The following is a 20,721-nucleotide window of genomic DNA, read 5'->3' on the forward strand; positions in this document are numbered from 1 at the left end:
TACAACCAGTATTATCAGCTCGGGTACGACGGGAGCGGAGGAGCCGATGACTGTGATCGGTCAGACAGCGGGCACCGGGGAGCCGGTGGACGGCAGGTCGCTGCGCCGCGCGTTCCTGGCGAGCCTGTCCGGGACCGCGCTCGAGTGGTACGACTTCGCGGCCTACTCGGTGGCCGCCGCGACCCTGTTCGGCACGCTGTTCTTCCCCTCTGGCGACGAACTCGCGGGCACGATGGCGGCCTTCTCGACTTACGCCGTCGGGTACCTGGCGCGCCCGCTCGGCGGGTTCGTCTTCGGCAGGCTCGGCGACAAGCTGGGCCGCAAACGCGTGCTCGTGCTGACTCTCCTGCTGACCGGCACCGCGACCTTCCTGATCGGTGTGCTGCCGACGTACGGCTCGATCGGCGGGTTCGCGGCCGTGCTGCTCGTACTCCTCCGGTTCGCCCAGGGCGTCGGGATCGGCGGCGAATGGGGCGGCGCGGTGCTGCTGTCGAGCGAGTTCGGCGATCCGAAGCGACGCGGGTTCTGGGCGTCCGCCGCGCAGATCGGCCCGCCCGCGGGCAATCTGCTCGCCAACGGCGTGCTCGGCGTGCTCGCGCTCGTGCTCACCGACGCCCAGTTCACCGCGTGGGGCTGGCGGGTCGCGTTCCTCCTTTCCGGCGTGCTGGTCGGATTCGGCCTCTGGATCCGGCTCAAACTGGAAGAGACCCCGGTGTTCCAACGGCTCGCGGCCGAAGGCGACCGGTCGAGCGCGCCGATCTCGGAGGTGTTCCGGCTCGAATGGCGCGCGCTGCTCGCCGCGATCTTCGTGCGCGTCTGCCCCGACGTCCTGTACGCGCTGTTCACCGTGTTCGTGCTGACCTACATGACCAGCGAGCTGAAGATGCCGCGCGGTGAAGGGCTCGCCGCGGTGATGATCGGCTCCGCGCTGCAGCTCGTGCTCATGCCCGCCGCGGGCGCGCTGTCCGATCGCGTCAACCGGCGCAAGCTCTACCTCATCGGCACCATCGCGGCCGGGGTGTGGCCGTTCGTGTTCTTCCCGATGGTGAGCGGGCGTTCGTTCGCCGCCGTGCTCGTCGGCGTGGTGCTGGCACTCGTGATCCACGCACTCCTGTACGGCCCGCAGGCGGCTTTGGTGACCGAGCAGTTCTCGGAACGCTTGCGGTACACGGGAAGTTCGCTCGCCTACACCCTCGCCGGGGTGATCGGCGGCGCGCTCGCGCCGCTGCTGTTCACCGCACTGCTGGCGGGATTCGGCAGCTGGGTCGCGATCGCGCTGTACCTCGCGGTCACCGCGGTGGTCAGCATCGTGGGCGTGTGGCTCGCGCGCGACCCCGAGGATCAGCTGGTGAGCTGAATCGCGAGCGTGGTGCCGAGGTGGTCGTCGATCGCGGCGAGCGTCGCCGCGACGTCGCCCGACTCGAACGCGTCGAGGATGGCCTGGTGTTCGGCGAGCACGGTCTTCTGGCGGTCACCGCTGCGCAGCATCGCCACCATCCCGGCCCGCACCTGGCGCGCGCGCAGGGTTTGGTAGGTCTTCGCGAGGATGGGGTTGCCCGCCGCTTCGACGAGCAGGGTGTGGAACTGTGTGTCCAGTTCGATGAACTGCGCGGTTTCCCCGCTGTCGAGCCGGGCCTGCTTTTCCAACGCCGCACGCATGGCGAGGAGCGGGACCGTGTCGTCGGCGAGCGTTTTTTCGGCGGCGAACCGTTCCAGCAGGCCGCGCATTTCCATCAGGTCGTGCAGGTCCTTACCGGTGATCGGCGCGATGTAGGCGCCGCGCTTCGGCACGAGCTGGACGAGTTCTTCGGCGGCGAGCCGAAGCAGTGCTTCGCGCACGGGGGTTCGCGAGATGCCGACCCGCTCGGCGATCTCCTGCTCGCTGATGAAACCGCCCTGCGTGGCCGGATCCGCGAGCACGGTGTTCTTCAGGAATTCGTACGCCTTCTCCCGGCCCGACACCATTTCAGCACCCCCATACACGTTGTATACAAGTGTACGGGTTAAAAGGGCCGGGGCGGGCGCCTGATCGAGGAGCACCCGCCCCGGCTGGCCGGAGGGTCCTGGTTTCTCAGCTGTCGAGCTCGGCGAGCGCCTGCTTGGCCTGCTCGAGCTCGGCTTCCAGCTGCGCGACCTTCTGCGCCTGCTGCTCGCGCGCCGCGTTGATCACTTCGTCGATCGGGATCGACAGGTCGGCGTGCAGTTCCTTCGCCGCGCGCGACACGGCCGCGGCCGGGATCTCGAGGCCGCGGGCGACCCACTTGCTGCCGTGCTTCAGCTCCGCCTGCCATTCGCCGTCGGCGGTGCCGGTGACGGTCAGGGTGAGCTCGACCGTGCGGGTCTTCTTGGCCGGGGTGGTGCCCTTGGGGCGCCCGCGCTTCGGCTTGGCGGGCTCTTCAGCAGCGGTTTCGGCGGCCGCGGCGTCCGCCGGGGCCGGGGTGGAGCCGTTCGCGGTCTCGGACGGGGTGCTCTCCGGGGCCGCTGCCTCCGGGGCTTCGGGGGCCGTTTCCTGCTGGGTCAAGGAATCCACGGTCATCGTCGGTTCTGTCTCCTCGCCGGCTCGATGGGTAACTCCCCGGACGATAGCGTAGAACATGCGTTCGAATGCGCTCGCGGCGGGGTCCCCTCGGGGCATCCTCAGTTCGCCGGGACGGCCCAGAGCCGGATCGTCCGGTCCGTCCCGGCGCTCACCAGGGTCCGCCCGTCGGGGCTGAACGCGAGCGAGGTGATGTAGTCGGTGTGGCCGAAGAGGATGGCCTTCGCACGCTCTTCTTCGAGGTCCCACAGCCGCACCACCGGATCGGTGCTGCTGCTGGCCAGCGTCAGCCCGTCGGGGGCGAAGGCCACGGCCTGGGCGTAGTGCCCGTGCGGTTTGAAGATCGCCAGGGTCCGGCGGGTCGCGAGATCCCACACCCGCACCGTGGTGTCCACGCTGGCGGTGGCCACCGTGGCCCCGTCGGGGCTGAACGCGATCGCGTTGACGCCCGCGCTGTGGCCGGTCAGCGCCATGGATTCACCGGTGCGCAGGTAGTGCAGCGCCACGGTCCCGTCCAGGCCGCCGCTCGTGGCGAGGAGGTCCCCGCCGGGGTGGAACGCGAGCGCGTGCCCGGCGTACGCACCGCGATCGGCGAAGGTGGCGGCGGCCTGTCCGGTCGCGAGGTCCCACACGTGCACGATCGCCCCGCCTTCCGGGGGCAGGTCGAAACCGCGCCGGGGCGGTGCCTCATTGGTGGCCACTGTGGATCCGTCGGGGCTGAACCGCAGCGCGTGCACGTCGCCCGCGCACCGGGTCAGCGTGTCGACCTCGCCGGTTTCGGGGCGCCACAAGGAAATCCGGCCGTCCCGCCCGGCGGCCGCGACGGTGTTCCCGTCCGGGGCGAAGTCCACCGAGAAGACGATGGCGTCGTGGTCGAGGACCGTGGTGGTCTCTTCGGTCGCGAGGTCCCACCAGCGGACCGTGGCGTCCCCTCCGGTGACGAACGCGTGCCCGCCGGGGTGGAACGCCACCGACTTGACCGGGCCGGTGTGGCCGATCAGGGTCGCCGCCGGGGCGTGGTTCGGTACCGGCGGGACGGTTCTCGGCTCCGCGATGTCCTCTGTGGACTGTCGGCGGAGCGCTTCGGTGTAGGGGATTCCTTCGGCTGCCGCGAGTTCGCGGGCCGCCTGCTTGCGCGCGTTGCTGCCTTTTCTGGTCACGGGTGCTCGTTTCCTGGTGGCTTCCCACGCTCCACCGGACGAGTGCCGTGCGTTCGGCGATTCGCGCGGGCCCGGAGGGCCTTGACCGGCGGTGCCCCCGGCGGCGTGGGCGCTGGGGGCGGCGGGGTGGCGTACGCGGCTTGCCACTCACCACCCTAGCGCGGAATCCGTCATCGGGGGCTGGCCGCGAAGGTGCGCCGGTAGGTGCTCGGCGTGGTGCCGAATTCGGCGGCGAAGCGGCGGCGGAAGTTCGACACGTCGCCGAACCCGGCCGCGGCGGCGACGCTTTCGATCGTCGCGTCGGTGCGTTCGAGCAGCGCGCAGGCTTCGTGGAGCCGTCGGCGCAGGAGCCATTTTCCCGGTGTGGTCCCGAGCTCGCGCTCGAACAGCCTCGCCAGCGTGCGCGCCGAAACGGCACCGGTCGCGGCGAGGTCGTCGACGGACACCGGCCGGTGCAGGTTCGCCTCCGCCCATTCGATGACGGCGGAAAGCGGCGCCGGCCTGGCCGGTGTCACGCGCGCGTACTGCCGCTGACCGCCTTCGCGGTGCGGCGGCAGCACCATCTGGCGGGCGATGTCGGCGGCGTACGCGGCGCCGAAGTCCCGGCGGACGAGTTCGAGCGCGAGGTCGATCGCGGCTCCGGTTCCGGCGCTCGTGGCGACGTCGCCGTGGTCCACGTACAGCGCTTGCGGCCGGACGAGCACGTTCGGGTAGCGGCGCGCGAGCTCGTCCGCCATGCGCCAGTGCGTGGTCGCCGCTCGGCCGTCGAGCAGGCCGGTCGCCGCGAGCGCGAACGCCCCCGAGCAGATCCCCGCCACGCGAGCACCGCGGGCGTGCGCGGCGGTCAGCGCGGTGCGCAGCTCCGGCGACGGCGGCGCGCCGCGGTCCGGCCAGCCGGTCACGAAGATCGAGTCGGCGTCATCCAGCGCGTCGAGACCGAGCGGTATGACCATCTCGTACCCGGCCTTGGTCGGGACGACTCCGCGCGCTTCCCCGCAGACCTCGAACGCGTACCGCGTTTCGACGCCGGGGTGCTCGATGCCGAAGACCTCGGCGACGCAGCCCAGCTCGAACGTCGACTGGGGCGGGACGACGACGGCGACCACGCGATGGAGCCGGTTCATTCTGGCAGGATAGTCCCGAATCGCGTCTTTTCCGCCACTCGTGCCGAGCCGAAAGCACGAGCAGGCTGACGGCATGACTGCACGGGAAACCTGGACCGGTGAATGGCGGAACCAGTACGGCTCCGCGCTGAGGATCGCGGACGACTCCGGCGGGCGGCTCACGGGCACTTTCCGCACCGCGCTGAGCGACAGCGGTTTCGCGGGCTTCGAAGCGGAAATCACCGGAATCCACACCGGAAACTGCGTGCACTTCGCCTTCGCGCGCACCGGCCAGGCCGGGGACAAGATCGCCTCGTTCACCGGCCTCCTGCGGGACGGGCGGATGGAAACCCTCTGGCACGTCGTTTCCGATGCCGCCGCGGAACCGGACGGCCTGCGGAAGCTGCCGTGGGCGCATGCCGCGATGACCAGCGCCGACACGTTCGAGCGCGTCACGACATGAACGCGTCGACGCCGAGCTTGACGGCGAGGCCGAGCCCGGCGAGCGCGATCCCCGCGCGTAGCGGCGCTTCGGGAACCTTCCGCGCGATCATCGGGCCGAGCCAGGAACCCAGTAGCAGCCCGGCGGTCAGCGGCACCGCGCGCACCCAGTCGACGGGCCCGAAGACCGCGAACCCCGCCGCCGCGACCACATCCGTGATCACCACGAGCACGTTCTTGAGCGCGTTGGCGCGCAGCAACCCGCCGGAGGTGGTGGCGAGCAGCAAGGCCAGCAGCAGCACCCCGGACGCGGCGGCGAAGTATCCACTGTAGACGGACGCGGCGAACACCCCGGCCGTCGCGCCGCGGAAGCGCGGGCGCAGCAGGATCACCACCGAAGCCCCGCCGATGAGGAACGGCACGATCCGCTGGAAGATCCCCGGCGGTGTCACGAGCAGCAGTGCGGCGCCGCCCGCGCCGCCGAGCGCGCACACCGTGCCGAGCTTGCGCACCGTCGCGGCCTGCCCGGCCAGCTCGCGCCGTGAACTGGGCACGGCGGTGATGCTGCCGAGCGCCAGCGCGACCGTGTTCGTCACGTTCGCCGCCGTGGCGGGCAGCCCCGCGAGGAGGAGCGCCGGGTAGGAGAAGAGCGAGGCGAGGCCCGCGATGGTTCCGGAGACCCCGGCCGCGATCCCGGCGCCGAAGAGCAGGAGCCACATGCCGTCCACGATGATCGAGTCGACCCTGAAGAACGAGAGCGAGAATCTGCACGGGACTTTGTAAAATCACCAGCATGATCGATCTGCGACGGCTCCAGGTGCTGCGGGCCGTCGCGCACCACGGCTCGGTGACCGCCGCGGCCGCCTCACTGCACCTGACCCCGTCCGCGGCATCCCAGCAGATTCGACATTTAGCCCGCGAACTGCAGGTGGCGCTGCTCGAGCCGGCGGGGCGCGGGGTGCGGCTCACCGGGGCCGCCCGCCGCCTGCTCGGCCACGCCGACGCGATCGAGGAGCGGTGGCAGCGGGCCGAAGCGGATCTCGCGGACCCGTCGCCGACGGGCGAGCTCCGGATCTGCGGCCTGCCGACGACCATTTCGGCGCTGCTGGCTCCCGCGGTGGCGCGGCTGCGCGAGCGATCGCCCGCGCTCGTCGTCCGACTCCGCGAGGCCGAACCGCCGGAGTGCTTCGATCTGCTGTTCTCCGGCGCCGCCGATCTCGTCGTCACGATGGCCACCCCCGGCGGCCCGTCCGCCGCCGACACCCGGTTCGATCTTTGCCCGCTCCTCGACGACCCGTACGACCTGCTGACCTCTCCCGGCCACCCGCTGGCGCGGCGGACCGGGGTCGCGCTCGCCGATCTCGCCGCCGAACCGTGGATCGTCGGCATGCCGGGGACCTTCTACCGCGACCTGGTCCTCGCGCTCGCCGCCGGCGCCGGGTTCACCCCGTCCGTCGCACACGAAGTCCTCGAATGGACGGCGGTCGCGGCGCTCGCGGGTCAGGGGCTCGGTGTCTCGCTCGTGCCCAGGATCGTGCGCCTCCCGGACGAACCGGCGGTGGTGCGCACGGAACTGGCCGACGCGCCCGCCCGCAGGCTCGTCACCGTGGTGCGGCGGGGAAATCGCGAGGCGCCCGCGATCGCCGCCGCGCTTTCGGCGCTGTCAGCCGAAATCGGCGAGATGGGCCGCGACCCAGGTGCGGAACGGGCGCGCCGGATGTCCGGTGATCCGTTCGACGGCGTTGGTGAGCAGCGCCGGGACGCCGACGGCGAGCGCGCTCGCGTCGAGCAGCGCGGCGTGCGCTGATTCCAGCAGCCACGGCGGGCGGCGGGCCAGCGCCTGCTCGCGGGTGAGTTCGGTGACCGCGATCGCGCGGCCGGTCTCCTCGGCGATGATCGCGGCGATTTCCCGCTGTGCCAACGATTCCGGCCCGGTCAGCACCTGCATGCGACCACGGTGGGCGTCTTTGGTGAGCAACGCCGCCGCCACTTCGGCGATGTCGTCGAGGTGGATCGGGCTGACCCGGGCGTCCGGATGGGCCAGGCTGATCCGGTTCTCCGCGCGGATCTCCTCCGCCCAGTCGCGGCGCGCGTTGGTGGCGAGCCAGCTCGGGTAGAGGACCGTGTGGCGCAGCCCCGAATCCGCGAGCGCCTGCTCGACACCGCGGTGGATCAACCCGATCGGCCCGTCGCACTCGCCGTGCTCGAACGACGCGGGCGAGGACAGCAGCACGATGTACTGGACGTCTGCTTTTGTTGCCAGGGAAAGGAAATCCCCGTAGTCGCCCCGGGTCGGGTAGAGGAAGACCGTCTCGACGCCGTCCAGCGCTTTCTCGTCGGGCGCGGTGAGATCGAGGGTCGCGGTTTCGACGCCAGCGGGGACTTTCAGTGTCGCCGCGTCCCGTGCCGAAGCGCGGACGGTGTGCCCGTCCGCCGCGAGCCTGGCGACGATCGCGCTCCCGATGTTGCCCCGCGCACCGGTGACCAGAACGGTCATGTGCACCCCCAGATAGCTTTGTAAGCAAAGGTATCTGGATCGGGCAGGCGCGTCAAACACGAAGGCGCCCCCGCGGCCGTACCGCGGGGGCGCCTTCGTGGAACGGGTCTACTCCTCGGACTTGTCCGAGTTGAGGCCGGACGAGATCAGGTCCATCACGGACGAATCCGCCAGCGTGGTCACGTCGCCGACCTCGCGGTTCTCCGCGACATCGCGCAGCAGCCGCCGCATGATCTTGCCCGAGCGCGTCTTCGGCAGCTCCGGCACGACCATGATCTGGCGCGGCTTGGCGATCGGGCCGATCTCCTTCGCCACGTGGTTGCGCAGTTCCTGCACCGCGTCGGCTCCGCCATCCTGCGCGTTGCCGCGCAGGATCACGAACGCCACGATGCCCTGTCCGGTGGTGGCGTCGCTCGCGCCGACGACGGCCGCCTCGGCGACCGTCGGGTGCGACACCAGCGCGGATTCCACCTCGGTGGTGGATATCCGGTGGCCGGACACGTTCATCACGTCGTCCACGCGACCGAGCAGCCAGATGTCGCCGTCGTCGTCGTACTTCGCGCCGTCACCGGCGAAGTAGAAGCCCTGCTCGGCGAACCTGGACCAGTAGGTCTCCTTGAAGCGCTCGTCGTCGCCCCAGATCCCGCGCAGCATCGACGGCCACGGCTTGTCGAGCACCAGGTACCCGCCGCCGCCGTTGCCGACCTCGGCTGCTTGATCGTCGACGACCTTCGCGGAGATCCCCGGCAGCGCCTGCTGCGCGGAACCCGGCTTCGTCGAGGTGACCCCGGGCAGCGGCGAGATCATGATCGCGCCGGTTTCGGTCTGCCACCAGGTGTCCACGATCGGTGCCTTGCCCGCGCCGATGTTCTCCCGGTACCAGATCCACGCCTCGGGGTTGATCGGCTCGCCGACGCTGCCGAGCACGCGCAGCGTGGACAGGTCGTAGGACTCCGGGATTTCCTTGCCCCACTTCATGAACGTGCGGATCAGCGTGGGCGCGGTGTAGTAGATCGAGACGCCGTAGGACTGCACGATCTCCCAGTGCCGCCCCTCGTGCGGGGTGTTCGGCGTGCCTTCGTAGACGACCTGCGTGACGCGGTTCGCGAGCGGCCCGTAGACGATGTAGCTGTGCCCGGTGACCCAGCCGATGTCGGCGGTGCACCAGTAGACGTCTTCGCCCGCCTTGTGGTCGAAGACGTTGTGGTGCGTGTACGCGGCCTGCGTCAGGTAGCCGCCCGAGGTGTGCAGGATGCCCTTCGGCTTCCCGGTGGTGCCCGAGGTGTAGAGGATGAACAGCGGGTGCTCGGAGTCGAACGCCTCTGGCGTGTGCTCGGCGGACTGCGCGTCGACGAGGTCGTGCCACCACAGGTCGCGGCCCTCGGTCCACGGCGCGTCGCCTTCGAGGTCGCTGCCGGTGCGCTTCACGACGATGACCTTCTCGACGGTTTCCGCGCCCGCGAGGGCTTCGTCGACGTTGGCCTTCATCGGCGCCGCCTTGCCGCGCCGGTACTGCCCGTCCGAGGTGATCACGATCTTCGCCGCGGCGTCGTCGACGCGGGCGCGCAGCGCGGTCGGGGAGAACCCGCCGAAGACCACGTTGTGCAGCGCGCCGACCCTGGCGCACGCGAGCATCGCGATGATCGCCTCGGGGATCATCTGCAGCTGGATCGCGACCACGTCGCCCGCCTTGACGCCGAGCGAGGCGAATGCGTTGGCAGCCTTGGAAACCTCGTCCTTCAGCTGCGCGTAGGTGATGTCGCGGGTGTCGCCGGGCTCGCCGACCCAGTGGATCGCGACCTGGTCGCCGTGCCCGCTTTCGACGTGGCGGTCGACGCAGTTGTAGGCGACGTTGAGCTTCCCGCCCACGAACCACTTCGCGAACGGCGCGCCGGACCAGTCGAGCACCTGGGTCCACTTCGTGTCCCAGTGCAGCCGCTCGGCCTGCTTCGCCCAGAACGCGTCGCGGTCGGCGTCGGCCTCCGCCCGTAACTCCGCGGTCGCATTGGCCCGCGCGGCGAACTCCTCGCTCGGCGGGAAGGTGCGGCTCTCCTTGAGCAGGTTGTCCAGCGCTGGGGACTGCTCGGTCATGGTGCTAAGCCTCCTGAGAATGCGATACGCGGCTGACGCCCTCCGGCACCGTAACGACGTTAGTACTGGAAGTAAAAGGTTGCAGCGGCGTTGCACCCGGTGGCGGCGGACGAACGGACGCCGGGCGGGGACGAAAGGTGCGCGAACGGTCTTTTCAGCCGAGACGGGCCAGCAGACCGTCCCGCACCGAAGGCCATTCGGCCGCGATCACGGAGTACTCGACGGTATCTCGCACGGTGCCGTCCGGGCGGATCCGGTGCGAGCGCAGCACGCCGTCGCGCTTCGCGCCGAGCCGTTCGATGGCGCGCTGCGACCGTTCGTTGCGGTGGTCGGTCTGCCAGGCGACGCGGATCGCGCCGCGCGCTTCGAACGCGTGCGTCAGCAGGAGCAGTTTCGCTTCGGTGTTGAGCGGGGTGCGCTGCCAGCGCTTCCCGATCCACGTGTAGCCGATCAGCAGTGCCCGGTGCGCCGGATCGACCTGGTAGTACGAAGTCGTCCCGGCGACCTCGCCCGTGACGGCGTCGATCTGAGCGAACGCCTGACGGCCCGGCGTGCTTCGAATGGTCTCAACCATTGCTCGCGTGTCGTCGAGCGTCTCCGGCCGCTTCAGGCTGAGCCAGGCCCAGATCTCGGGGTCGCGGCCCGCTTCGTGCAGGCCTTCGGCGTGGTCGCCGGAAAGCGGCTCCAGCCGCACGTGCTCGCCGGTCAGGGTCGGAACGGTGGTCCAGTCGGTCACCCGTTCACCGTAAGGCGAGAATTGGCTGCTCGTTATGGCCAATGTGGAAGCATCTCGCCAGGCCACTTTCCGGTTGCTTATGCTGCGCGGGACCGATCAGGGCGAGGAGGACACCGATGGCCGAGGAGCGGGAAGAGCTCACCTGGGAGCTGTTCGGATCGGCCAGCAGGGAACTGGCGCAGGCGATCGCGGACGACGGGTTCGCGCCCGATCTGGTCCTGTCGATCGCGCGGGGCGGCCTGTTCGTGGCGGGGGCGCTCGGGTACGCGCTGGACGTGAAGAACCTGCACGTGATGAACGTCGAGTTCTACACCGGTGTTGACGAGCGGCTCGACCTGCCGGTGATGCTGCCGCCCGTGCCCAACGCGGTCGATCTGACCGGGGCCACCGTGCTGGTCGCCGACGACGTCGCGGACACCGGTGCGACGCTGAAGCTGGTGCGGGACTTCTGCGCCGACCACGTCGCCGAAGTGCGCTGCGCGGTGGTCTACGAGAAGCCGCGTTCCGAGGTCAAGTGCGAGTACGTGTGGCGGCACACCGACCGGTGGATCAACTTCCCGTGGTCGGTCGCCCCGCCCGTGGTGCGCCGCGAGGGGCAGGTGCTCGACGCATGACGGATCCGTTGCGCCCCTTGCTCGAACTCGACGGCGTCGCCGAGGCGGCGAAGTCGGCGCAGGACGCCGTGTTCGCCGTGCACCGGCATCGCGCGAACCTGCGTGACGGCTCGGCGACGGCCGCGGAGGCCTCCGTGCGCGCGGCCCGCGCGTCGGCCGCGATCGACGGCGCGGACCCGGAGATCCCCGCCGAGGGCGCGGTGTCCGACCCCGTGCTCGCCGGTGCGCTCCGCGTCGCCGAAGCGCTCGAAGGCTTGTTGCCGACCTGGCGCCGCGCCCCGTCGCAGGCGCTGGCGAAACTGCACGTGCTGGCCGCGGCCGATCTCGTCACCGATCCCGACGAGCTGGGCCGCCCGAGCGAGGGCACGGGCACGCGGCTGGAACTGCTCGGCCAGCTGGTGACCGGGGCGACCTCGGTGCCGGGCCCCGTGCTCACCGCGGTGGTGCACGGGGAACTGCTCGCGTTGCGGCCCTTCGGCACCGCGGCCGGCGTCGTCGCGCGCGCGGCGGCGCGGCTGAGCATGGTCGCGACCGGCCTCGACCCGAAGGCGCTGACGGTGCCGGAGGTGGCGTGCTTCCGCCGGGTGAAGCAGTACCTCGGCGCCGCCGAAGGGTTCGCGAGCGGCGAACCCGACGGCGTGCGCGCGTGGCTGCTCTTCTGGTGCGACGCCTTGGAACGGGGCGCGAAGGAAGCACGAGGAATCGCCGAAGCCGTCAGCTGACGGCTTCGGCGGCCCGGGGCGCGTCGGCCCGGCCTGGGTCACGGGGCTCGGCCTGGTCGCCGCAGCCGGGCCTCGACCACGGCGACCAGAAGTGTCGGTGCGCCAAGGTAATGTTGAAATCAGGGGCTCCCCTAGGCGTACGAAAGGGACTTCTCGTACAGGTGCGAGCGGAAAGCCCGCCGGGGAAAGGAAAGCCGCCTCCGAGGTTAAGGCGGCCCGTCCGCTACCCCGCCCGGACGTGCAGGGTGTCGAGCGCGTTGCGCACGTGCCCGTCGGTTTCGGCGAGCGCGTCCTTGGCCTTGCCGACCGCGACGCCGCCGAGCAGGTGCACGAGCGCGACCTTCAGATCGCCGTCGGCCGCTTCCAGCGCGTCGGAGCAGTCCTGCGGGCTCATCCCGGTGGCCTCGCGCAGGATCCGCAGGGTCCGCCCGCGGAGCTTGGCGTTGGTGGCGCGCATGCTCACCATGAGGTTCGAATAGGTGCGGCCGAGCCGGATCATCGTGGCGGTCGAGAACGCGGTCAGGACGATCTTCTGCGCGGTGCCCGCCTTCATCCTGGTGGACCCCGCGATCGCTTCCGGCCCGGTGTCGACGGCGATCAGCACGTCGACGCCCGCGGGCTTCACCGCGCCGGGGTTCCCGGAGACGAGGCCGGTCCTGGCGCCGAGCCTGCTGGCGGCTTCGAGCGCGCCGAGCACGAACGGGGTGCGGCCGGACGCGGTCAGCCCGAGCACGAAGTCACCCGGCCGGACGTGCTCGCGCATTTCGGCGGCACCCGCCTTCGCGTCGTCCTCGGCGTTTTCGACGGCTTGGCGCAGCGCACGCGCGCCACCGGCGTGGTGGGCGACGAACCAGTCCGGCGGCACGTTGTAGGTCGGGACCAGTTCGGCGGCGTCGAGGGTGGCGAGCCGCCCGGACGTGCCGGCGCCGACGTAGTGCACCCGGCCGCCGCCCCGCAGGGCTTCGACGGCGTAGTCGACCGCGTTCGCGATTCTCGGCAGCACGGCGTTGACCGCGTCGGGCACGCGCCGGTCCTCGGCGTTGATCATGCCGAGGATGCCGACGGTCGACATGAGGTCGATGTCGGTGGTGCGCGGGTTCCGCTGTTCGGTCGGAGAATCGACGTGCACGACCTGGCGCGGCACGGTCATCATGCGCCTCACTTTTTCGCTCATTTCCCGGTCTCCCTCGGACGTCGTCTGCCGTCCGGCCTGACCCCGAGCCGGTGTGAGCCGACCGCGTCCCTCGTCGCGTCCAGCGCGCTGACGGCGTCGTCCATGTGCCGTTGCGCGACGCCGATGAAGAGGCAGTCGATGACGGTGAGCTGCGCGATCCGGCTCGCGGTGGCGCCGGAGCGGAACGTGGTTTCGCGGGCGGCCGTGGTCAGCACGTGGTCGGAGACCTCGGTGACCGGGGACCGCGGGAAGTTGGTGAGCGACACGGTGATCGCGCCGTGCTCGCGCGCGACGCGCAACGCCTCGACGGTGTCCGTGGTGGCGCCGGTGTGCGAGATGCCGATCGCGACGTCGCCTGGCCGGAGCACCGCGGCCGAGGTCAGCATGATGTGCGTGTCCGACCACGCGAAGCTGACCCTGCCGATGCGGTGCAGCTTCTGCTGGAGGTCCGCGGCGACGAACGCGCTCGCGCCGACGCCGTAGACGTCGATGCGGCCCGATTCGGCGAGGATGTCGATGACCTGCTGCAGGGTGTTCACGTCGAGCTGGTCCGCGGTCTCTTCGACGGCGCGCGCGTCGGCGAAGCTGACCTTCCCGACCACGGACGCGAGGTCGTCGCCGGGGCCGATCTCGCCGCCGAGGTTGCGGGTGGAGCGGGCCTCCGTGCGCGCGGTGTCCGCGGCGAGCGCGATGCGCAGCTGCGGGTAGCCGCCGACGCCGATGGCCTTGCAGAAGCGGGTCACGGTCGTCTCGCTGGTGTTCGCGGACTGGGCGACCTCGGTGATGCTGCGACGGGCGACGCTGGACGGGTCGTCGAGCACGACCTTCGCGACGCGCTGCTCGGCCCTGGCGAGGCCCGGCAGCAGCGAGCGGATCTTGACCAGCGGGCTCGAGTCGGCGTCGCGTCCCGGCACGGCGACCGGGGTCACGGTGTCGGGAAGCGTGGCCACGCCGCCAGTATCAGGCGACGTGGGAAAGTTACTAACCGTCGGCATTTGAGACAAGGTTACCCACATCCTTCGGGATGAATGCAACCCGCGGGGCGCGGGCCACTCTCGACTCAGTTGCCAAGAAAGTCGCCAACCAAGTCAGACTTGTTAACGTCCACTTGTTAACGACTTGGCAACTTAGTGTCGTGTTCGAAGAGTGACCTCTCGCCCTACCTGGTGCTCGGTCGCCAGCCGGATGCGGTGAGTGATGACGGATCGTGTTCGCCGTCGAGAATCGTCCGGCCGCCGCTGCTGACGCGAATTCCGTCTACAAGCACGCCGCGACCCGTGTAACTCTTGTCGGTCGTGTACCGCCACCGCAGGCTGACCGGCCCGTTCGCGGGAATTTCTCCCCGAATGCGCCACCACGAGCGGTGGCCGTGCCCGGACACAGCGTTCACGACACCCTCCGGAGCGCCCGGCCCGGAGGCGCGGACCGGCACCGGCTGCCACGTCGTGCCGTCTGTGCTCGCCTCGAGCGCGAGCGTGTCCGACGTCTCGGTATCGACGAACGCGGAGAAGCTCGCGCGCACCGAATCGTTACGCGGACGCAGCGGAGGGGTGGTCAACGTCGCGGTGCTCATGTTGCCAATATCACTGAACCAGGCATCGCGGCCCGAGCGGGGCCGGACCGCCATCGAGCGCGCGAGCGCCGTCGCCCACGCCTCGCGCGCGTCGTTGATCGAGCCCCAGCCGCGGTTCGGATGCACGCGGTTGGTGAGCAGGACCGCGACCGACCGCGACCCGGGGTCGATCACGAACGTGGTGCCGGTGTAACCCGTGTGGCCGCCGGTGACCGGGGACGACAGCCCGCCCATGTAGAACATCTCGTCGAGTTCGAACCCGAGCCCGTGCACGTCGGGAAGGCCCTCGATGTGGTTCGTCAGCATCGCGCGCGTGGTGTCCTCGCGCAGGATCCGATGCCCGGCATAGGTGCCGCCGTTCAGGATCGCCTGCCCGAGCACGGCCATGTCCCGCGCCGTCGAGAACACCCCGGCATGCCCCGAGACGCCGCCGAGCGACCAGGCGTTCTCGTCGTGCACCTGCCCCCGCACCATGCCGCGCGGCGGAGTCGTCTGAAACTCCGTGGCCGCGACCCGCCCGAGCTTGTCCGCGGGCGGGTTGTAGCCGGTGTCGGTCATCCCCAGCGGCGCGGTGATCCGATCGCGCACCACCGCGTCCAAAGTGGACCCCGTGAGCTTCTCGACCAGGAAGCCGAGCGTCATCAGGTTCAGATCGGAGTAGAAGTACTTGCTGCCCGGCGCGAACTTCAGCGGGCTGTCCAGCACCGCCTTGCGCCTGCTCGGGATGTCGGGGTAGCCCTCCCACAACGACGGCGTCGGGTCCGCGTCGAACCCGGAGGTGTGCGTCAGCAGCTGCTGGACGGTGACGGATTCCTTGCCGTTGACGGCGAACTCCGGCAGGTACTTCGCCACCGGCGCGGCCAGATCGAGCTGGTGCCGCTCGACGAGCTGCATGGCCGCGATCGAGGTGAACAGCTTCGAGATCGACGCCATGTCGAAGATCGTGTCCTCGCGCATCGGCACCTGCTGCGACGGCGGCAGCTCGGTGCCCTTGCCGTCGGCGTACCGCAGCGCACCGCCGACGGCGTGCCGGTCCACCACGACACCGTCGTGCACCCACAGGCCCACCGCGCCGGAAAACAGCGGATGCCCGCTCGGGCCGGGTTTCGTCCAGTCGTCGACGCGTTGTTCGACGGCCTTCAGCGGCGCCGGGTCGAGCCCCGCCGCCGCGGGGTCGCCGTCGCGCAGCACGGTGCGCGCGGGCGAGAATCCGTGCCATGGCCGGTCGAAACGGCCGCTGTCGTGGCGCTCAGGTGTGGCGATCGCGCTCGCTCCCGCGGTGGAAAAGGCCAGAACGGCCGTCACGGCCGCGACCCCCAGTTTGCCAGCCCGCATCGCCGCTCCTCACCGGTAGATCAGGTACTGCCGCCGTCGATGGGCGAACCGCGCCAGCTCGTCTCGCCAGGCACCGGTGACCTCGTCGACACCCGCGCCCGCGTCCACCATCGTGCGCAGCCGCGCGGACCCGGAGAGCTTGTCGATGAAGTTGTCCGGCCGCCAGCCGAACTTGTCGGGGTGCAGCCGTTTCGCGGTGACGAACATGGTCACCGCGGTGCGGATCGCGTCGAAGGAGCCGGGATCGGTCACGGTCAGCTGCACGCCGCCGCACGTTTCGCCCGCGAACTTGCCGAAGGTCGGCACGAAGTAGGTCTCGCGGAAGTCCACTCCGGACAGTCCGCTGCCACCGAGCGCGTCGCGCCACCGCCAGTCGAGGCCCGGCGCGCCGATCGTCTCGAACGGGCGCGTGGTGCCGCGGCCTTCGGAGAACACGGTGCCCTCGAACATCCCGGTGCCGGGGTAGACCAGCGCGGTGTCGGGCGTCGGCATGTTCGGGCTCGGTGGTGTCCACTTCAGACCGGTCCGCGCGAACACCGCGTCCCGGCGCCAGCCCCGCACTTGTACGACGGTCAACTCCAGTGCCGGAACCCCTTCGGCGGGAAGGAATTCCCCGGCGAACAGGCGCGCCAGCTCGCCCGCGGTCATCCCGTGCTGCTGCGCGATCGGCTTGCGCCCCACCCCGGAGGCGAACGCCGGGTCGAGCACCGGGCCTGAAACGGTGCCGCCGATCGGGTTCGGGCGGTCCAGCACGACGAACGCCGCGCCCGCCTTCGCCGCCGCCACCATCGCGGTGTACAGCGACCAGATGTAGGTGTAGAACCGCGCGCCGACGTCGGCGATGTCGAACACCACGGTGTCCACGCCCGCCTTGGTGAACATCCCCGCCAGCTTCGGCGCGTCCACTCCGTACGCGTCGTAGACTCCGATTCCGGTGCGCGGGTCCGTGTAGTCGCCTTCGGACCCGCCCGCCTGCGCGCTGCCGCGGAACCCGTGCTCGGGGCCGAACGCGGCCACCGGTTTCACCCCGGCCGCGACCATCGAATCCACCACGTGGTCGAGGTTCGCGAGCACGCCCGTCGGATTGGACAGCACGCCGAGCTTGCGCCCCGAGAGCGAGCTCCAGCCGTCGGCCGCGGCGAGATCCGCGCCCGCCGTCACCCGGCGCGCCTGCGCTTCTTGCGGTTCTTGCGCGGTGGCGGGCATCGACCCCGCCGCCAGCAACGGCGTCGCGATCGCCCCGCCCGCGATGAAGCGCCTGCGGTTGACGGTCACCACGAAAGCCCGTGACCGAACGGGAACAGCACCTTCGCCGGGTCCGCGCCGGTCGGGACGTTCACCGGCAGCTTGCCCAGCGGCTTGTTCTGCCCGGTCAGCACCTTCGCGAGCGAGCGCATCGTCACGTCGCGCCAGTCGTAGGTGGCCAGCCACGTCGGCACGTCCGCGAACCCGGGGTCGTACGGTTCCTGCACGGCCACCGCGACGACGGGTTTTCCGGCCGCCTTAAGCGCTTCCACCAGTGCTCGCTGGGGCGCGCTGCTCCGCAGCCCGTTCGTCAGCACGACGACGGTCTCCGCGCCCTTCGCCGCCGCGACCGCTTCGTCGATCTTCGCCTGCGCGGGCGAGGCGCCGGTCGGCAGCGCCTTCGCGCGCGGGCCCAGCGCCTTCGCGAGCGAGGTCACCGGATCCGAGGGGTAACCGGGGTAGGCCGGATTGTTCCAGCCCGCGACCAGCACCGGACCGTTCCCGCGCAGCGGCAGCGCCTTCTTGTCGTCGCGCAGGAGCGTCGTCGTGCGGTCGGTCAGCTTCTGGACCTGCTCGAGGTTGCGGCGGGTGCCCACCGTCCGGTCCACCGCGCCCTCGTCGGCGAACGGCTTCGCGAGGATCCCGCGCTTGTACTTCAGCTTCAGGATTCGCGTGACGCTCTGGTCGATGCGCTGCTCGGTCAGCCGCCCGCTGTGCACCGCGTCCACCACGCCCTTGACGGCGACGGTCAGGTCCGGCGGCATCAGCATCTGGTCCACGCCCGCTTCCAGCGCGAGCACCGGGACCTCCGCGTCGGGGTGCAGCTTCCGCACGCCCTCCATCTGCAGCGAGTCGGTCACCACCACACCGTCGAAGTGCAGTTCGTCGCGCAGCAGCCCGGTCATGATCGGCTTCGACAGCGTCGCGGGCTCACCCGACGGGTCGAGGCTCGGCACCGTGATGTGCGCGCTCATGATCACGTCGATACCGGCGTCGACGGCGGCCTGGAACGGCGGCATGTCGATCTTGCGCCACTCCTCGGCCGACCGCTTGATCACCGGCAGCCCGGTGTGGCTGTCCTCTGCCGCGTCACCGTGTCCAGGAAAGTGCTTCGCAGCCGAGGCGACCGTGTCTGTCGGCGCGCCCGCGCGCTGGTAGCCGTCGATTTCCGCGGCGACGAGCTTGCTGGCGAGGGTCGGGTCCGCGGAGAACGAGCGGGAGCCGATCACCGGGTTGAGCGGGTTCGAGTTCACGTCCGCGTCCGGCGCGAAGTCCTGGCCGATGCCCATCGCGCGCAGTTCGTGGCCGCTGATCGCGGCCAGCGTGCGCGCGTCGCCCGCGTTGCGGCCCGCCCCGATCGCCATGTTGGACGGGTATTCGGTGGCCGGCGCGCCGATCCTGGTGACGCGGCCGCCCTCCTGGTCGGTCGAGATGATCAGCGGCACGCGCGCGCCGGTGCCGAGCGCGGCGTGCTGCAACCCGTTCGAGAAGCGCGCGACCTGGGCCGGGTTGTCCACGTTGTCGGTGCCCGCGTTGTTGAAGTAGATGACGCCGCCGACCCCGTAGCGCCGCACCACCTGCGCGGGGGTGTCGACGCCGTACTTCTTCTGGTTGCCCGCGTTCGCCTCGTCCGCCGACTTGCCCCACACGTCTGCGACGAAGAGCTGGCCGACCTTCTGCTCCAGCGACATCCCGGCGAGCGTCCGCGCGGCGTAGGCGGCCGCCTCGTCCGGCTTCTGCGCCGCCTGCGGGGTCACCTGGGCCTCCTGCGGTGCCGAGGCGCATCCGGCGAGCACGAGCGCGGCCGCGCAGGCAGCGGTGAGGGCATGTGTCCTCCGGGGACGAAATCCATCGGTGCGCAAGGCGACCTCCCAGCGTCGGGCGGCACGGGAAACTTCTGACCCGAATCCACCGGCACTGGGAAGCTAGTCACCGAACCCCCGCAGGTCAACGACCGACTGTGCCGTTTGGCCTACTCACCGCTATCGATTCCCTCGATTGTCTTGGACCCGTCACCCGCGAGTGACAAAAAAGCTGGCGGCGCCCGCCGACGATGTCAGCGGGCGCCGCCCACTAGCGCGGACTGCTCAGGTGACCAAGCGTGCAACTCCAGTCGTACCTACCTGGACTCGGCGTCCGGCGTCCCGGTACGCAGTCCCTAGACGACAAGCCTCCCGCGGCGTGCTGCGCGTGGGTGCCTGGAGTCCGCGCACGGAGTTCTTTCCGGGGTGGCTCAAGGCTTATCTTCGCCTTGTCCCTGGCCGGGAAGATGTCCGCACCTCACTTTGTACTCAGTGATGGCCGTCACTTCAAGAGCGCAGACGGGTGCACCGGTACAGACGCACCGTTTTGGTGACGGACCGCGTCCGGAAACCTCAGCGGGTGGGCGAAAACCCTGTTATTCCGGGAAAATCAGCGTTCTCCCTACCGCCGTGTGAGTGGCCCGCGGCGCGCACGGCGACCGTCTGTACTAACTGGATCGTTTCCGGCTCTTCCTGGACAGTCCGTACCACGTCGCCGCCGCGGCGATCGTCCCGGCGCCGAGACCGATCGCGAGCGCGGGCACGACCGGTGTCCGCAGGGAAACGGGTTTCGCGAAGGCGAGCACCGGCCAGCCCCGCTCGTCGGCCGCGCGCCGCAGTTCGCGGTCCGGGTTCACCGCGTGCGGGTGACCCACCACCTCCAGCAGGGGGAGGTCCGTGCTGGAGTCGGTGTAGGCGTGGCAGTCGGCGAGGTCGTAGCCGTGTGTGGCGGCGAGTTCGCGCGCCGCGTTCGCCTTGTGCTCGCCGTAGCAGTAGAAGTCGACCTCGCCGGAGTAGCGGCCGTCCACCACCCGCATCCGGGTCGCGACGCTGCGGGTGGCGCCGAGCATGTCCGCGATCGGTGCCACCACCTCCTCCCCGGTGGCCGACAGCACGATCACGTCGTGCCCTTCGGCGCGGTGCCGTGCGATGAGGTCGGCCGCTTCGGCGTAGACCAGCGGATCGACCACGTCGTGCAGCGCCTCGGCCACGATCGACCGGATCTGCGCCACGTCCCAGCCCGCGCACAGCGCCGAGATCTGCGCCCGCATCCGCTCCGTTTTTCCCGCATCCGCACCGGAAAGCGCGAAGACGAGTTGCGCGTACGCGCTCTTCACCGCCGCCCTGCGGTTGATCAGTCCCTGGCGCAGCAGCGGTTTGCTGAACGCGAGCGCGCTGGACGAAGCGATGATCGTCTTGTCGAGATCGAAGAAGGCGGCAACCGGTTTCCGTGCTGCTTCCGGTGCGCTGGGTGTTCGGCGGGGTTCGGCCACCTCGCCAGGATAGGAGGTGGCGGGCGGGACACCACCCGGCGACATCGCGCGAGGGGAAAATTAACGGCAGGCAAAGGAAATCGATTGCTTTGTGCTGTTACCGAATTGTGGGTGCGCAGGTGAGCGCGGTTTCGCCCCGAACCGGGTTACAGTTGGGGTATCCGGTGTTCCGACCGGCCCGGTTCAGTCCGACCCCCCG

Annotated in this window: 18 protein-coding genes and 1 pseudogene; 5 read left to right on the forward strand and 14 right to left on the reverse strand. The window is 70.4% G+C overall.

The annotated features are described in order from the left end of the window. Positions 1 to 46: 46 nt before the first annotated feature. Positions 47 to 1,357: an MFS transporter gene (locus HUW46_RS24305; RefSeq protein ID WP_215549465.1), complete on the forward strand. Its 1,311-nt coding sequence runs from the start codon at positions 47 to 49 to the stop codon at positions 1,355 to 1,357. Here the strand turns inward: HUW46_RS24305 and HUW46_RS24310 are convergent. From HUW46_RS24310 to HUW46_RS24325, 4 genes are all read right to left on the reverse strand, one after another. Further along, positions 1,342 to 1,965, reverse strand: coding sequence for a GntR family transcriptional regulator (locus tag HUW46_RS24310; protein WP_215549466.1), 624 nt, complete (start codon positions 1,963 to 1,965; stop codon positions 1,342 to 1,344). The two genes, HUW46_RS24305 and HUW46_RS24310, sit on opposite strands and share 16 nt — an antisense overlap. Before the next feature lie 106 nt (positions 1,966 to 2,071). Then, entirely contained in the window at positions 2,072 to 2,536 is a 465-nt protein-coding gene (locus HUW46_RS24315) for a DUF6319 family protein (RefSeq protein WP_215549467.1), read from the reverse strand. 101 nt (positions 2,537 to 2,637) lie between these two features. After that, positions 2,638 to 3,696, reverse strand: a complete 1,059-nt coding sequence (locus HUW46_RS24320) for a WD40 repeat domain-containing protein (RefSeq protein ID WP_215549468.1) — start codon at positions 3,694 to 3,696, stop codon at positions 2,638 to 2,640. Positions 3,697 to 3,866: 170 nt separating this feature from the next. Continuing rightward, positions 3,867 to 4,820 (reverse strand): GlxA family transcriptional regulator, encoded by a 954-nt coding sequence (locus tag HUW46_RS24325; RefSeq protein ID WP_215549469.1) that lies wholly within the window; start codon positions 4,818 to 4,820, stop codon positions 3,867 to 3,869. A gap of 73 nt (positions 4,821 to 4,893) precedes the next feature. On the opposite strand from HUW46_RS24325, the gene HUW46_RS24330 reads away from it, so the two are divergent. Further along, on the forward strand, positions 4,894 to 5,262 hold the full coding sequence (locus tag HUW46_RS24330; protein ID WP_215549470.1) for an avidin/streptavidin family protein: 369 nt from the start codon (positions 4,894 to 4,896) through the stop codon (positions 5,260 to 5,262). On the opposite strand, the gene HUW46_RS24335 is transcribed toward HUW46_RS24330, so the two are convergent. Then, entirely contained in the window at positions 5,252 to 5,959 is a 708-nt protein-coding gene (locus HUW46_RS24335) for a sulfite exporter TauE/SafE family protein (protein ID WP_215549471.1), read from the reverse strand. The two genes, HUW46_RS24330 and HUW46_RS24335, sit on opposite strands and share 11 nt — an antisense overlap. Before the next feature lie 74 nt (positions 5,960 to 6,033). Between HUW46_RS24335 and HUW46_RS24340 the strand changes: the two genes are divergently transcribed. Next, complete coding sequence (locus HUW46_RS24340; RefSeq protein ID WP_215549472.1) at positions 6,034 to 7,047, forward strand: LysR family transcriptional regulator; 1,014 nt, start codon at positions 6,034 to 6,036, stop codon at positions 7,045 to 7,047. 171 nt (positions 7,048 to 7,218) lie between these two features. Here HUW46_RS24340 and HUW46_RS48440 read toward each other — a convergent pair. From HUW46_RS48440 to HUW46_RS24350, 3 genes and pseudogenes are all read right to left on the reverse strand, one after another. Beyond that, positions 7,219 to 7,737: pseudogene (locus tag HUW46_RS48440) on the reverse strand (SDR family oxidoreductase); the annotation flags it as partial. 108 nt (positions 7,738 to 7,845) lie between these two features. Next, a complete protein-coding gene (gene acs, locus HUW46_RS24345; protein ID WP_215549473.1) occupies positions 7,846 to 9,828 on the reverse strand; it encodes an acetate--CoA ligase in 1,983 nt (660 codons plus the stop codon). 154 nt (positions 9,829 to 9,982) lie between these two features. After that, positions 9,983 to 10,564 (reverse strand): GNAT family N-acetyltransferase, encoded by a 582-nt coding sequence (locus HUW46_RS24350; protein WP_215549474.1) that lies wholly within the window; start codon positions 10,562 to 10,564, stop codon positions 9,983 to 9,985. 116 nt (positions 10,565 to 10,680) lie between these two features. On the opposite strand from HUW46_RS24350, the gene HUW46_RS24355 reads away from it, so the two are divergent. Together HUW46_RS24355 and HUW46_RS24360 are read left to right on the forward strand one after the other, a co-directional pair. After that, positions 10,681 to 11,178 (forward strand): phosphoribosyltransferase, encoded by a 498-nt coding sequence (locus HUW46_RS24355; protein WP_215549475.1) that lies wholly within the window; start codon positions 10,681 to 10,683, stop codon positions 11,176 to 11,178. After that, positions 11,175 to 11,900 (forward strand): oxidoreductase, encoded by a 726-nt coding sequence (locus HUW46_RS24360; protein ID WP_215549476.1) that lies wholly within the window; start codon positions 11,175 to 11,177, stop codon positions 11,898 to 11,900. Before HUW46_RS24355 ends, HUW46_RS24360 begins: the two co-directional genes overlap by 4 nt. A 223-nt stretch (positions 11,901 to 12,123) precedes the next feature. Here HUW46_RS24360 and HUW46_RS24365 read toward each other — a convergent pair whose 3' ends face one another. The 6 genes from HUW46_RS24365 to HUW46_RS24390 all read right to left on the reverse strand — a co-directional run bounded on the left by HUW46_RS24365 (position 12,124) and on the right by HUW46_RS24390 (position 20,522). Further along, complete coding sequence (locus HUW46_RS24365) at positions 12,124 to 13,053, reverse strand: N-acetylmuramic acid 6-phosphate etherase (RefSeq protein WP_215550073.1); 930 nt, start codon at positions 13,051 to 13,053, stop codon at positions 12,124 to 12,126. A 17-nt stretch (positions 13,054 to 13,070) separates the two neighbouring features. Next, on the reverse strand, positions 13,071 to 14,069 hold the full coding sequence (locus HUW46_RS24370; RefSeq protein WP_254126509.1) for a MurR/RpiR family transcriptional regulator: 999 nt from the start codon (positions 14,067 to 14,069) through the stop codon (positions 13,071 to 13,073). A gap of 164 nt (positions 14,070 to 14,233) precedes the next feature. Beyond that, positions 14,234 to 15,982 carry a serine hydrolase domain-containing protein gene (locus HUW46_RS24375; RefSeq protein WP_215549477.1) on the reverse strand — a complete coding sequence of 583 codons (1,749 nt, stop codon included), beginning with the start codon at positions 15,980 to 15,982 and terminating at the stop codon, positions 14,234 to 14,236. Between the two features lie 9 nt (positions 15,983 to 15,991). Continuing rightward, the gene (locus HUW46_RS24380; RefSeq protein WP_215549478.1) at positions 15,992 to 17,257 is read right to left on the reverse strand and encodes an exo-beta-N-acetylmuramidase NamZ family protein; all 1,266 of its coding nucleotides are present in this window, start codon (positions 17,255 to 17,257) and stop codon (positions 15,992 to 15,994) included. Continuing rightward, positions 17,254 to 19,089, reverse strand: a complete 1,836-nt coding sequence (locus tag HUW46_RS24385; protein WP_442860955.1) for a glycoside hydrolase family 3 protein — start codon at positions 19,087 to 19,089, stop codon at positions 17,254 to 17,256. The genes HUW46_RS24380 and HUW46_RS24385 overlap by 4 nt, the downstream gene beginning before the upstream one ends. A 608-nt stretch (positions 19,090 to 19,697) precedes the next feature. Further along, entirely contained in the window at positions 19,698 to 20,522 is an 825-nt protein-coding gene (locus HUW46_RS24390) for an HAD family hydrolase (RefSeq protein ID WP_254126512.1), read from the reverse strand. Positions 20,523 to 20,721 lie beyond the last annotated feature (199 nt).

It is taken from the genome of Amycolatopsis sp. CA-230715 (assembly GCF_018736145.1).
In the GTDB taxonomy this organism is placed as follows: Bacteria; Actinomycetota; Actinomycetes; order Mycobacteriales; family Pseudonocardiaceae; genus Amycolatopsis.